The organism is Acetobacter aceti, from assembly GCF_002005445.1.
GTDB lineage: Bacteria > Pseudomonadota > Alphaproteobacteria > Acetobacterales > Acetobacteraceae > Acetobacter > Acetobacter aceti_B.
Window position 1 is genome coordinate 1,597,538 of sequence record NZ_CP014692.1, and the last position, 13,246, is coordinate 1,610,783.

The following is a 13,246-nucleotide window of genomic DNA, read 5'->3' on the forward strand; positions in this document are numbered from 1 at the left end:
CTCCTGCGCTGTAACACCTGAATCTTTCTGTCTTTTCACATTGGAAGACCATCCGATGCCGTTCAAGCTGGACCCCTTTCTTGTCAGCCTGCTGGCGACGCTCGGCGTTGCGACCGTCGCTCCCGCCCAGGGAGCCGCCGTTCCTTTCTTCAAGGATCTGGCGATCGTGCTGATTGCGTTGATGTTCTTCCTGCAGGGCGCAAGGCTTTCCCGAACGGCGGTCCTCAGCGGTCTGACGGCCTGGAAACTGCATCTCACGATTCTCGCCTGCACGTTTGTTCTGTTTCCGGTGCTTGGCCTCACACTTCATGCGCTTGCGCCGGGCCTGCTGCATCCTGATGTATGGACCGGCGTGCTGTTTCTCTGCTGCCTGCCTTCGACCGTACAGTCCTCGATCGCCTTCACCTCCATAGGCAAAGGCAATGTTCCCGCCGCAGTCTGTTCGGCAACGGCTTCCAATATCCTGGGCATCTTCATAACGCCGCTGCTGGTCGGGCTGATCCTCGCCAAGGAGGGTTCAAAATCAGGGGGGGCGATGGACATCGTGTTTCAGCTGCTGCTGCCGTTCATACTCGGACAACTGCTTCAGCCCTGGATCGGTGACTGGGCCCGCCGTCACAAGAAGCTGCTGTCTTTTTCTGACCGTGGCTCAGTTCTTGTCGTGGTCTACTCAGCCTTCAGTGACGCCATTGTGCAGGGACTCTGGCACAGCCTGCCACTCTCACAGCTAGGCATCGTGGCTCTTGTAGACAGCGCTCTGCTGGCTTTTGTGCTCGTCTTCACCATGCTCGGAAGCCGTCTGCTTGGCTACTCCCGAGCGGACGAGGTCGCCATTGTATTCTGTGGCTCCAAGAAGACACTGGCGTCCGGCGTGCCGATGGCCAACGTGCTGTTTCCGGCCTCGAGCGTTGGTCTCGTGGTGCTGCCCCTGATGCTGTACCACCAGATTCAGCTTTTCGTCTGCGCCATACTGGCTCAGCATTTTGCTCGTGAGGCGAAGAGTGAAGAGGCAGCCGATTTTCAGAACCGCTGAGACAGCAAAGACGTCCGTTCAGCATCGAATCGGATTTCTGCCTTCGATCCGGTGACCCAGAACGCTGCATCCATAAGGCGGTTCAGGGCAGGGGCGTCATGTACTCCTGTCAGAGCCAGTCCTCCGATAATGAAGGATGGCACGCCGTTAATGCCGGCTTTCTGAGCCTGAATCTGTCCGGCCGTTACAGTGCCGGCCAACGTCTGGCCGCTGAGAAAATGAAGCGCCAGATCGTGATCAAACCCCTGCCGGACTGCGATTTCCGCCAGCAGGGCAGGGTCGCTGATATCCTCGCCGTTCTGGAAAAAAGCCTCGAAAATGGAGAGAACGAGAGTGGTACAGTCACCTCGCGCAGAGGCCCATTCAATAAGTCTGTGTGCATTCATCGTGTTGGGGACGCGATGAATGCGATTGAAGTGAATGGCGCACCCGAACTCGGCTGCCTGGATTTCAATCAGACGTAGCAGGCGGTCTGCCCGCTCCCTGCTGCCGTGCCGGGCTTCAAGATAGTCGTTGAATGTCATGGCCTCATTCTGCGAAGCTGGATTGAGCAGAAAGGGCCGCCACGTATAGAGCGTTTCAACATCCGTGCGACGTCTGAAAACGCTGATCAGGCGAGTGATGCCCATGCAGCACCAGGGGCAGACGAAATCGAAGACGACTTCGACGCTCATCCTTGGTCTGGAAGGGGCGAGCATGTTCATGGAGATATCCTAGGGACAGGACGGGGAACATGCACCTTGTTTCATGAGGTGTTACATTTTTGTATTATGCTCCGACTGCACGCTGCCCTCCGCAGTTACCACCCGTGAAGCACTTTTGATGTGCTTACCGTGTCACTGTCTCCCATCGTACGACCCTCCAGGGGACCGGCCTTGCTTCAGGCATCAGGATAACTTCGGCATGACGACTCATGCGGGCCAGTTTCTTTGAAGCGACAGCATCCACGATAATCAGCGTTTCTTCCTCAGAATCAGTATCATCCGGCTTCTGATCGGCACCCATTGAAACGCCGGAATGGAGCATCGCCTGCCTGACAATCGGATCACGGCTTGTCTGATCGGGCAGATGCAGTTGCGCGAATGAAAGATGCGGCTGGATACGCGCAAGGATAGCCGGCGTCATGCCCGGTACGGCCAGAAGATCCCCAAAGGTGTGAAAAGGCTGGCCAGAGGATGTGCAGGCAGCCTGACCGGGAATGTTTCCTTCGCCTTTATAGCCGGGCATGCGCCAGGCCATGATGCTGGCGGACAGGAAATTGGCCTGATCACTGGAGACGCCAGAGGTCGTCAGCAGTGACGATAGAAGAGCCTGGCCCGCGACATTCGGGTTGATATGGTCTCTGTCAGCGTGGCTGCTGACGCTGATGGTGATCTCGCCTTCGTCCGGGCTGGAGCGCCACTCCGGACGCGGAGGAGACTGGCCGGTGCTGATCGAAAACAGTTCCGTCGTGATCGCTTCGTCAGTGATGGTTTCCATCTGCGCTCTCTGGAGCGTGGATGCTTCCAGCACCAGTCCGGATTTTCCAAGAACCAGCGCCTGAGCGCCAATCAGCGACAGAAAACCCAGCGTCCACAGCACCAGCAGAAGTGCGAACCCATCCTCATTGCCTCGACGGGGACGGATGGCGGCGACAGTGCTTTTCGATTTCACGTCAGTCGCTCAGCCCGGCAATGCCTGACGCCATGGACATGGAAAAGGTGACAGTCATGAAAGCAGGAATCCGTCGTCAGAGAGATTCATTGCTGCTGGCCCGTGGTGGCGTCCGCATTGGACCGGCTGGAGGCTCCCTTTGCATCAGAGCGGGAATCCCGCAGGGCGAGAATGGTCAGGGAGACGTCAATCGTCCGGCCCTGCGTGGCTTCCTCAGCGGATGATGTGCCCGCCGCCTGAATCTGAATATCATCGACGAGCAGATGCGGCGTCGTGCTGGCTGACAGTGTGTCGAGAAGCCTGACAAGTGCTCCCCAGGAGGTTGTCAGTGAAATACGCACGCCGAGTTGCTCGAAAAGTCCGCTATGTCCAATGGGAAGAGGTTCCATGCTGGTGGGCTCCACCTGCACGCCCCGTGCGGCGTCATGCACAATTTCCTGAAGCCGTGCGAGCGCCGTTTCCCGGGAGCTTTCGACAAGCAGCGGAGAGTCTCCGTTGGCATTGTGCGCCGCCTGTTCGTAGCGCTCCTTCAGGGCAGGAATGTTGTCCACCAGCGCCTGTGTATGGGCAAGAATCTCTTTCTGGTCCGCAATGCCCGCCTGTTCTCGGGCATGAAATCCGAGCAGTCCGGACACAAGGAACCACGCGATCAGAACAAGCAGGAACGTGATGGCCAGCGCCAGCATCCGTCCGGCGCGTCCTTCCGGCAAATGGGCAGGCAGGTGAGAGAGATTTGCTGACATTGTCGTCTCAGCCCGGCGCTTTGGCGTTGATGGTGAAGACGTCCATCTGCTTGTTCTCTGAGCGTGTGACTGGTCCGGAGAACGCCGCGTCCGAGAACGCCGCGTCGTGTTCAAGAACGCCGATCAGTCTGGTGGCCTGTGCGGATTCTCCCTCCATGGTCACATGGCGTTCGTGAATATGCAGCGCTGTCAGGAAGGTTCCATCCGGCAGGGCGTCCGTCAGCGTTCCGATGATATGCAGAGGGGAACCGATGCGCTGTTCTTCACGCGCCAGAGCTGCTGGAGCGGCGGTAAAGGCTGTGATTCGCCGCCGGATATCTTCGGCCTGTGCGCGTCCGTCGTTCAGAGCGGTAATGGCGTGATTGAGGCGGAACAGCGTGATCTGCTGGGAAATGAATGGCGCCGCGACGAGGATTGCGGCACAAAAGCCCAGCACACGCCTGACAGGATGACTTTTCTGGGCTGTTTTTCCCAGTGGAATGGTAAGCGGCGTCTCCGCAGCGGAATCCATACTGATGCAGGTCGGAGTGATGCCTGCGTGACCAAGGGTGTCCAAAGCGGAGGAAACAAGAAAACGCGGCGCTACCAGCAGCCTGAAAATGGCCTGCTCGCCACGTTCTGCACCGGGCTTGCGCTGCACGCTCCACAGAACATCGTCCTGCCGAAAGGGGGTCAGGCGATCGAGATCATAGCCGATGGTGCGGGCTGCGTTCCCTGCGGCGACGCGCGGCAGAGTGACATCGCGCGCAAGAATGCCCCCTTCTGGCAAAACGAGAGCAATTTCAGGCATGCGTGGCTGCGGTAGCCAGCGACTGCGTGAAGCAGGGAACTCCTCGCGACAGGCAGCGACGTCGGCGGGATCCAGCATTCCATCCGGACTGACTTCAAGCCGGATGGTCTTTCTGGCTCTGAGTGAGAGAGCGGCAGGAAGGATCTCCGTCATGCGATCGCGCCACCACCGGACGCACTCGCGCAACAGCCGCGTGGACGAGGACTGTCCCGTCATGAACGGTCCAGAGAAGCAATGGTGTAAGGCGGAAGCACCTGGCGCAAAGATCCTGTTCGGGCAGCCTGCGGAGAATGCGTGGTGCCATACCATTCTCTTGCGAGGAGAAGACAGGGTGGGAGTGTTATAGATTTATGACACGTTAACCGACGGTCTGGTTTTCACACTCCTGTCTCATGTAGTCAGATTTCCTGACGCAGCCTGTTTTCCGGGTGCGCTGATTATTGCGCTGTCAACGTCAGCCGGGCCAGCCATATGGCGGCTGCCAGACAGGGGCCGAAGGGAACCATGATCGTCATGCTGAAGCGTCGAGCGCGAAGGATGGTTGCAAGCGCAATCACGATGCCGAACGCCGACGCCATCACCACCACGATCGGCAGGGCGGCCAGCCCGACCCACGCGCCACCTGCCGCCAGAAGCTTCACGTCACCGCCACCCAGTCCGGCACGTCCTCGCAGGACGCGATATCCATATGCCACCAGTGCGAACAGGCTCCAGCCACAGGCCGCCGCAAGCGTGCGATCCAGCAGACCGTCAGCGCCAGCGCTCAGGAACCCTTCCGCCAGACCGGTCAGCAACAGCGGTAATGTCAGGACGTCAGGCAGTCTCATGCAGATGCGGTCAATCCACGCAAGCGCCAGCAATATCCAGCCGAGAAAGCAGTCGGCCAGCAGAAGCGGCAATGAAAAATCATCATCTGCAAACGGAAACCCCTGCTCATGATTCATCAGCAGGCGTGCCGTGATGACGCAGGCGGGAACGGCAAGCGCCGCAAGCTCGATCCTGAGATGATGCGGATCAATCCTGCTGCCGCACTGTCGGCATTTCCCTTTCTGCAGCAGATAGGACAGGACGGGGATCATCTCATGCGCCCGCAGGGCGACATGGCAGTCCTCGCAATGCGAACGGCTCATCGCGAAAGATTCGCCTCGTGGAATACGCCTCACAAGGACGCCGAGAAAACTGCCTATGAAAGGCGCGATGATAAAGGGAACGAGAAGAGCGAGAGGCATCATGGCGGCGCGACAGTGGCGAATTGCCTCTGGTTGAGCAAGTCAGTGTCGGGAAACCCGGTATTGGGCAATTTCAGGTTCTGCAAGCTGAGGCATGATCATGTCGGCTGAAACGATGGATCTGGAAACAGCCCTTCTGGATCGTGGCGTTTGCGACGCCCGTGCGCTTGAGCGCTCTCGCACGGTTTCCGAGGAAACCGGACAGTCGCTGGCGCAGGTGCTGCTCCAGCTTGGCCTCGTCAGCGAAACCGATCTGTCCCGCACCTATGCCACCATACTCGGCACGGAGGTGCTTGATACAGCCCGTATGGGCGCAATCGCCGAACCCATCATGCCGGACCAGCTGGGCGGTCGCTTCTTGCGGCAGGCGCGGTCCATTCCGCTCTCCTGCGAGGGAAGAATCCTGCATCTGGTCATGGCGGACCCACTCGATTCCTTCACTGCCGGTGCCGCCGCTCTGGCGACCGGGTGCCGGGTTGTGCGGGAGGTGGCGCGGCCAGCGGATATCGAGGCAACTCTCAATCGCCTCTATCCGGAGGGTGAAGAGGACGGAGAGGGTGATGGCGAACCGCTGGCTGACGAGGGTGAAGCTGCCGAGGACGATACAGACCGTCTGAAAGACCTCGCCAGTGAAGCGCCGATTATCCGGCTGATGAACCAGATTATCTTCCGCGCCGTGGAAACCAGAGCGTCCGACATTCATATCGAGCCGTTCGAGGACCGCCTGCTGGTCCGCTACCGCTATGACGGCGTGCTGCATGAAGTGGACAGCCAGAGTCCGCGTCTGACGGCGGCGCTTATTTCCCGTATCAAGATCATGGCGCGGCTCGACATCGCGGAACGTCGGCTGCCGCAGGATGGACGTATCAAGCTCGCGGTGCGTGGGCACGAAGTGGATTTCCGTGTCTCGACGGTGCCGTCGCTGCATGGCGAGATCGCGGTGCTGCGTGTGCTCGACCGTACGACCGTGAGTTTCGATTATAGCCGTCTGGGTCTTGCTCCCGAGATCATCTCGGCCTTTCGGGAGGCGCTTGAGACACCAAACGGCATCGTTCTGGTGACCGGACCGACCGGATCAGGAAAAACCACGACGCTTTATACGGGTCTTGCCGGACTCAATTCTTCCGAACGCAATGTGATGACGGTGGAAGACCCGATCGAGTATCAGCTCGCGGGCATCAACCAGCTTCAGATCCGGCCGTCAATCGGACTGACCTTCGCCAGCTTCCTGCGCGCCATCCTGCGACAGGACCCGGATGTCATCATGGTCGGTGAAATCCGTGACATCGAGACCGCGCAGATTGCCGTGCAGGCGGCCCTGACCGGCCATCTGGTGCTCTCTACGCTGCACACGAACTCAGCCGCCGCCGCTGTGACCCGACTGCGTGACATGGGGCTGGAGGACTATCTTCTGACCGCCGTTCTGCGCGGGATTCTGGCCCAGCGTCTTGTGCGGCGGCTCTGTCAGGAGTGCCGTCGTCCGGAAGACGTGTCTCCGGAACTGGCGGAGCGACTGGGGCTGGATCAGCACACGAAGCATACCTTGTGGCATCCGGTCGGCTGCGCGCATTGTCGTCAGACGGGTTACAAGGGACGAAGCGCCGTTGCGGAATTTCTCCAGCCTTCTCGGGAGGTGACACGCCTGATCCTCTCCGGCGCGGACCATTCGGAAATCGAACGCGCGGCTGTGGCTGAAGGCATGAAAACGATGTTCCACGCCGGTCTGCAGGCGGCCCTGAAAGGCGAGACGTCGCTCGAAGAAATCAGTCGTATCGTCGGGCAGGACGAATGACCTCCACACTGACTGACACAGGTTCGGAAGTCTGGCGTTATCAGGCGGTCAACGCGGAGGGCCACGTCGTCCACGGCGAGATGACGGCCAATTCGGAGATGCAGGTCACCAGTCGCCTGCGTCGCCAGAACCTGATGGTCATGAAGATTTCTCCTGCGACACGCGGCGGAGCGCTTGCTGGTGAAATTCTCTCGCTGCTCGGTCGCAAGAAGGATCTGCGTCTCAAGTCCGGCGAAGTCGCGGACTTCACCCGCAAGCTGGCGACGATGCTGACAGCCGGTCTGGATCTTGATCGCGCCCTGCGTTTTCTGGGTGATACGGCGGTTGGGCCACGGAATGGACGGGTCATCGGGGCATTGCGTGATCGTGTGCGCGACGGTGAATCCTTCGCTGATGCGCTGGAAACGATGCCCGCGATTTTCTCGAAGCTCTATGTCGGGCTGGTGAGGGCGGGCGAGGCGGGCGGCGCCTTAGGGGATGCGCTGCTGCGTCTGTCGGACCTGCTGGAACGCGAGCGCAAGCTGAAAGCGACCGTGCAGTCCGCGATGATCTATCCGGTCGTGCTGATTGTCGCGTCGGTTTTCTCCATTGCCCTGTTGCTGACCCATGTCCTGCCGCAGTTCGTGCCGCTGTTTGAGGAAAATGGCGCTTCCCTGCCTCTGGCGACAAAGATTGTCATTGCGGCGGGAGATTTTCTGACGGCGTGGGGCATGCTGCTGCTTGTGGCGGGCGTGGTGCTGGTGGTGTGTGTGCGGATTGCCCTGAGGAAACCTGCTGTCAGGCTGGCGACAGACACGTTTCTGTTGCGTGTGCCGGTGATCGGGACACTGCTGAGCGAGATCATGGCGGCGCAGTTTACCCGAACGCTCGGCACATTGATGCGTAACGGCGTGCCTCTGGTTGGCGCGCTTCGCATAACGGAAGGTGTTATCAGCAACACTGCCGGCGCAACCTGTCTTTCGGAAGCGACGCGGGATGTGCGGGAAGGGCGCAGTCTTGCTTTCTCACTTGAGCGAAGCAAAATCTTTCCTGAAACGATGACGCATTTTCTCAAGGTGGGTGAAGAAACCGCCCAGCTTGCACCCATCGCCCTGCGGTCGGCGGACATTCATGAAGAAGCCAGCCGCGTCACCATCCAGCGTCTTCTCGCCATTGTTGTTCCTGCGATCACCATCATCATGGGTGTTCTGGTGGCGGGTATCGTGTCGGCGCTTCTGCTTGCCATGCTGAGCCTTAATGACCTCGCACACTGATGAAAATTCTCGATCATCGGACGCAGGTTTCACATTGCTTGAAATCATGGTGGTGCTGGTGATTGCGGGACTGCTGATGGGCATGGCGCTGGAGAGGGGACCGATGAAGAGCGACGCTCTTACTTTCGCCAATGCCCGATCCCGTGTGCTGGACAGTCTGCATGATGCGCAGAGGCTCTCAGAAACAAGTGGGGATGCCGTCATGCTGGAGGTCAATGCAGCGACTTCGCAGATTACGACGCTGCATGACCATGTCTCACGGGTGCGTCGGATTACAGGGCCGGCGAAGATTTTGCTGCCGAAACCCGGTGGTGGTTTTCTTCAGCGTGGCGACTACCGTTTCACGGCTGACGGGGGTGTATCCGGTCCTCCCCTTGTGGTTGTTCTGGGAAAACATCTCTGTCTGATCAGGGTTAGTCCTGTCACGGGCCGGATTGAAGCCGATGAAACCTGATCTGACGATGTCAGCCAGGCAACGGGATACGGGCTTCACGCTGCTGGAAGTCATCATCGCCCTGATGATTTCCGGTTTTGCGCTGACGGCGATGCTCGGATCGCTGGAGGCCGGTCTGGCGAGTGGCGGTCGCTCACAGCGCGATCTTTACGCGATCTCGCTGGCCAGATCACAGCTTGCGGGCGTAGAGGCCACTCTCTCTCTGCGTCCGGGTTCGCAGAGTTACGATCTGGAGGGGCGCTATCATTCGACTGTTGAAATTCGTCAGATTGCGGAGGCTGCTCCCAAGAGCTCTGGGGACAGGATTGGTCTGTTTTCCATTTCCGTGCAGGTGCAGGGCGCGACAGGACGATCTGTCACTCTGACAGGCAGGGCGGTGCGACCCGCAGCGCAGGAATGAGAGACGACGGCTTTACTCTTCTGGAGATTCTTGTCGTGACGGTGGTCTTCGGGCTGCTGTCGGTGGCCTTGTGGGAAGGTATTGGCGTGGGTACGCATGGCTGGTCCATGGCCGAGCATCGTCACGATGATGAAATATCCGGTCAGGGGATTGAAGACGCATTGCGTCGCCTGATCGAGCGGGCCGATGTTCCGGACAATGGAGGCGCAGGCAAGTTTTCCGGTCAGGAAGACCGATTACGGGTTATATCGTGGCTTCCGGAAAAGAACGGCTATGAGAAGGAAGTCGAAGCGGCGTTTGGCGTAGGGGCACACCACGAACTTGTCGTGCGATGGCAGCCCTATCGTCGGGCAATCTGCGCCGAACAGCCTGACGCTCTTCATGAAGAGATTCTCGCTCGTGGCGTCAGTTCAATCGAGTTTTCATATTATGGTCTGCAAGGCGGTCGGCATGTCTGGCAATCGGTCTGGAACAGCCCGAACCTGCCTCTTCTCGTCAGGGTGCAGGTTCGTTTCCTCGCGCCTGGAAAAAGCTGGCCAACGATGATGATCCGTCCGCTTCTCAGTGGCGCGGAGACAGGATGAAAAGGGACGTGAAAGAGGTTTGAGGCTGTCACGCAATAGTAATTATTTATTCATTGTTGCTTCTTGAGAAAAGCTATTAGAATCAGAAGAATAACGATTTTTTCTCTTCTTCAGGAATAAACGAAAGCACCATTCTTTATATATCATATCCGCGCGAGATGGGGTGCGGCTCGGGGGTGACCTGCCGGCGCCGCCTGCGCGACTGGCAGGACGCCGACATATGGGCGAAACTGCACCGTGAATTGCTGACTCGGCTGCATTGCGGGGGCCGGATCGACTGGAGCCGGGCTTGCATGGACAGCTCGTCCATTCCTGCAAAAAAGGGGCTATGCGACAGGTCCGAACCCGACGGATCGTGGAAAACCGGGCTCAAAACGCCACGTCGTCACTGACCGACAGAGTATGCCGCTGACCGTCCTGCTCTTCGACGCCTACGTCCATGACAGCCGGATGCTCGAACCTCTGCTCGATGCGATCCCCGCCATCCGTGGTCAACGCGGCCGCCTGAAACATCGTCCCGCAAAGCTCCATGCCGACAAGGGACATGAATACCGGCGCCGCCGCACCGCCTGCACGCGCATCGCTTGCGCTCTCATCTGCTTCAAAGCGCTCAATTCATGGTTTTGAAAGGCGCTCTTAATATCAGCCCAAAAAAATCCACTACCCGCGCACAGGTCTCTTTATAAAGTCCTGCATCTCGGCCAAAAATTACGCGGGAAGCTCCATCAAAGATGACAAAAGATAATATGAAAGACGCAACCGCATCGAGATCATGATCGGACGTCTCAAGGACTGAAGGCGTGTCCCGACACGCTACGACAGATTCTCAACCATCCTTCTCTCAGCCATCTACCTCAGAGCAACCGTCATTGTTCTAGCCAAGAGTTCTCGGCCTTGAAGCGGCAATAGCGGCAAGTGAAACCCAAAATTAAGCAGCAGGTCCGTCAATCACTGTTCCTTCAATCCCTCCACGTTTTTTATTCCCCAAACTCTCCTCAATCAGAAGAAGTTCTTGGTAACGACCGTGACCAATGGCTGTCATTTCACGACCAATTGCTACAAAATCCCCGGAGTTCCATGTTCCGTTTCGTGACAGCGCGAATCCCACAGCATAAGCCGCGCCTGTAAGAAAATTATGCAAGCATTCTTCGTCGTCACGTTCGAGAAAACACTGCTCGGCAATCTTTCTCGCTATATCGTTCGAATCTATTGTGATTCGTCTTTTCATGACGCCTCTCTTACAATAATTGGCACCGAAGGGGCTTTGCGTCACCCCTTCGGAATTACTAAGCGAATTATTCGAAAGGATAATACCGGAACGAGAAGAAGACCATATTATCATCCGTATGGGGGGTGCCACCGACACCTGAAAACGATGCCATGTTCGTGTAAGAATATTGAGCACCTACCTTTACAGTGCCGTAGTCTCCATGAAGCCAATTATACCAGAAGCCAAGAGTGCCCTGTACTACGCGGCGAGTGCTCGCCTGGCATAGTGAGGCAGCAGCTCCCTCGATGTTGCACCCCGTGACATTGTAGTTTGGATTTCCATAACCGTAAGCTTTCCCACCGGCATTGAACGAACTGCGGGAAAGAATGTCTTCCATGCCGCCATAGGCATAAACCTGTAGCGCTTTGGTTGGTTTGCTCTCCAGCCCGATCAGAACTTGCGCTTCCGGCAGAAGAGATATCCCTCCTCGTGCATTGAGAGTGTAATCTGGCAAGCCTGACGTTGCGTAACGTCCTATTCCATACCCAGCCATGCCAGAAGCACGGAAAGCCAGCTTATCGCCAACGATAGGCAGAATCATACCGCCGCCGCCGCCGCCGCCGAATGCCGTGTGACTTGCACCATTCCCAAGATAACTAACACGGTCGTGCAAGAAGCGACCGACTCCGAACGCCTCATAATGACCGTAACCAGGATCGGCAGTCCCTTTTATCACGACATCGGGAGCAACATCGGTGGAGTAGGTCGTGTCCGGGTTGTTAACATTACCGCCAGTCGTATTGACTGTTACGCTTGTGGCACCGTTAGGTTTGTAGGTTCCACCCGAACCTACTCCAATAATGGCCTGCGGGTTGGCAATTTCTAATCCTAGGTGATATCGACTATGATCGAAGCCTTTAACTATACGTACGCCTGTATTTCTCAACCATGTAAAGCCCGGAACGTATTGGGCGTCGATTACCGCTGGTAAAGTAATATCGCGTGGCGCCATACCTTTTTTGAACATCGTAGCCAACGACCACATTTGACCTCCTACAAAAGAAAGGTCGTCCGCTTTATCGTCGATTTCGCCGTAGAATACACGATCACGCAAGACATAACTGTTACTTTCGCGGGAATTCGAAGAGGATCCTGCCCCTTGGAAATCCATTTCCACGTAAGCTGAAGCTTCTATATTGTCTGAGACGTTGCCCTTGACAAGTGCTGTAAAGCGACTCTGTCGTTCAGTCTGATGATACTCATTCATATGGGCGTTTGGTGAATTTTCCCAAGGGATACCAGAAAAATTCGAACTGATATCAGCGGCTTGATTGCGCGAGCGATAAATACCAGCTGACTCGAGAAAGCCACCCAACCGAATGGTGACGCCTCCGACTTGGAACTCGCCTTGCTTGAGCTGTGGTCCGCTATGGGAGGCTTGGACCCCTTTTCCGACGGCATATGCTGGAACCCCTCGGACTGCCAAGGCGGCTCCATAAGGTGCGGGTGTGTCGACTGGATAGGCACCCTTTGCATACGCACGTTGGAGTTCGTAAGGGTTACTATCCTCCATTTGTTCACGCGCATGACGTGCCATGGTGCGTGTCTCGGCAATGTCATGTTCATGCCGGGTCTGAGCAATTTTCATTTGTTTGAGTTGACTCTGAAGCAGCAGGATTTGTCGCTCCATCGAGTTGATCTGCGTCACTGACTGCGCATGCGCGTGCTCAGGAAACATCTGATGCAAACATGCCACTGCGCTGGTGACTAGTAAGACTTTCAACGGTGTTGCCCGGGAAAGATGCGGTGGCATCTGAATTCCTTAAAATGATGTAATCCCGGAGCGGATATATTTAGGCCTCTCACTTTCTGTCGAAAGAATGTTTTATGACAAAGGATGGCATTTAATCGCGCGGACAATCGTTCCGACCAAATTATGGATCGATATATGTTACTAACGTTGTTCGTTTCATTTCTAGATAGAGATGTTACAAATTTCAATTAATCACGCATATATATAGATTTGTTAGTAACGAAATTAAAATGTCACATTACCATCTGCTTAATTTGACAATGACGACCGATACAATATGTCTATCGCATGT

Annotated in this window: 13 protein-coding genes and 1 pseudogene; 7 read left to right on the forward strand and 7 right to left on the reverse strand. The window is 56.9% G+C overall.

Annotated features, from left to right (window positions below):
- Positions 1–55: 55 nt before the first annotated feature.
- Positions 56–1,033, forward strand: coding sequence for a bile acid:sodium symporter family protein (locus tag A0U92_RS07160; RefSeq protein WP_077812627.1), 978 nt, complete (start codon positions 56–58; stop codon positions 1,031–1,033).
- On the opposite strand, the gene A0U92_RS07165 is transcribed toward A0U92_RS07160, so the two are convergent.
- The 5 genes from A0U92_RS07165 to A0U92_RS07185 all read right to left on the reverse strand — a co-directional run bounded on the left by A0U92_RS07165 (position 1,021) and on the right by A0U92_RS07185 (position 5,451).
- Positions 1,021–1,737 carry a DsbA family oxidoreductase gene (locus A0U92_RS07165; RefSeq protein ID WP_077812628.1) on the reverse strand — a complete coding sequence of 239 codons (717 nt, stop codon included), beginning with the start codon at positions 1,735–1,737 and terminating at the stop codon, positions 1,021–1,023. The genes A0U92_RS07160 and A0U92_RS07165 overlap by 13 nt on opposite strands.
- Positions 1,738–1,861: 124 nt before the next feature.
- Positions 1,862–2,686 (reverse strand): type II secretion system protein GspK, encoded by an 825-nt coding sequence (locus A0U92_RS07170; RefSeq protein ID WP_236748307.1) that lies wholly within the window; start codon positions 2,684–2,686, stop codon positions 1,862–1,864.
- 86 nt (positions 2,687–2,772) lie between these two features.
- Positions 2,773–3,429, reverse strand: a complete 657-nt coding sequence (gspM, locus tag A0U92_RS07175) for a type II secretion system protein GspM (RefSeq protein ID WP_077812629.1) — start codon at positions 3,427–3,429, stop codon at positions 2,773–2,775.
- Positions 3,430–3,436: 7 nt separating this feature from the next.
- Entirely contained in the window at positions 3,437–4,435 is a 999-nt protein-coding gene (locus tag A0U92_RS07180) for a PilN domain-containing protein (RefSeq protein ID WP_236748308.1), read from the reverse strand.
- 221 nt (positions 4,436–4,656) lie between these two features.
- A complete protein-coding gene (locus A0U92_RS07185; protein WP_149026407.1) occupies positions 4,657–5,451 on the reverse strand; it encodes a prepilin peptidase in 795 nt (264 codons plus the stop codon).
- Positions 5,452–5,548: 97 nt separating this feature from the next.
- On the opposite strand from A0U92_RS07185, the gene A0U92_RS07190 reads away from it, so the two are divergent.
- The 6 genes and pseudogenes from A0U92_RS07190 to A0U92_RS07215 all read left to right on the forward strand — a co-directional run.
- Complete coding sequence (locus A0U92_RS07190) at positions 5,549–7,240, forward strand: GspE/PulE family protein (RefSeq protein ID WP_077812631.1); 1,692 nt, start codon at positions 5,549–5,551, stop codon at positions 7,238–7,240.
- The gene (locus tag A0U92_RS07195; RefSeq protein WP_077812632.1) at positions 7,237–8,493 is read left to right on the forward strand and encodes a type II secretion system F family protein; all 1,257 of its coding nucleotides are present in this window, start codon (positions 7,237–7,239) and stop codon (positions 8,491–8,493) included. The genes A0U92_RS07190 and A0U92_RS07195 overlap by 4 nt, the downstream gene beginning before the upstream one ends.
- Complete coding sequence (locus A0U92_RS07200; RefSeq protein ID WP_077812633.1) at positions 8,477–8,947, forward strand: type II secretion system protein; 471 nt, start codon at positions 8,477–8,479, stop codon at positions 8,945–8,947. Before A0U92_RS07195 ends, A0U92_RS07200 begins: the two co-directional genes overlap by 17 nt.
- Positions 8,937–9,347: a type IV pilus modification PilV family protein gene (locus A0U92_RS07205; protein WP_077812634.1), complete on the forward strand. Its 411-nt coding sequence runs from the start codon at positions 8,937–8,939 to the stop codon at positions 9,345–9,347. The genes A0U92_RS07200 and A0U92_RS07205 overlap by 11 nt, the downstream gene beginning before the upstream one ends.
- Positions 9,344–9,931 (forward strand): prepilin-type N-terminal cleavage/methylation domain-containing protein, encoded by a 588-nt coding sequence (locus tag A0U92_RS07210; protein WP_077812635.1) that lies wholly within the window; start codon positions 9,344–9,346, stop codon positions 9,929–9,931. Before A0U92_RS07205 ends, A0U92_RS07210 begins: the two co-directional genes overlap by 4 nt.
- Positions 9,932–10,080: 149 nt before the next feature.
- A pseudogene (locus A0U92_RS07215) lies at positions 10,081–10,504 on the forward strand (transposase); the annotation flags it as partial.
- 355 nt (positions 10,505–10,859) lie between these two features.
- On the opposite strand, the gene A0U92_RS07220 reads toward A0U92_RS07215, so the two are convergent.
- Positions 10,860–11,159, reverse strand: coding sequence for a hypothetical protein (locus A0U92_RS07220; RefSeq protein WP_077812637.1), 300 nt, complete (start codon positions 11,157–11,159; stop codon positions 10,860–10,862).
- A 67-nt stretch (positions 11,160–11,226) separates the two neighbouring features.
- On the reverse strand, positions 11,227–12,954 hold the full coding sequence (locus tag A0U92_RS07225; RefSeq protein ID WP_077812638.1) for a hypothetical protein: 1,728 nt from the start codon (positions 12,952–12,954) through the stop codon (positions 11,227–11,229).
- Between the last annotated feature and the right edge of the window lie 292 nt (positions 12,955–13,246).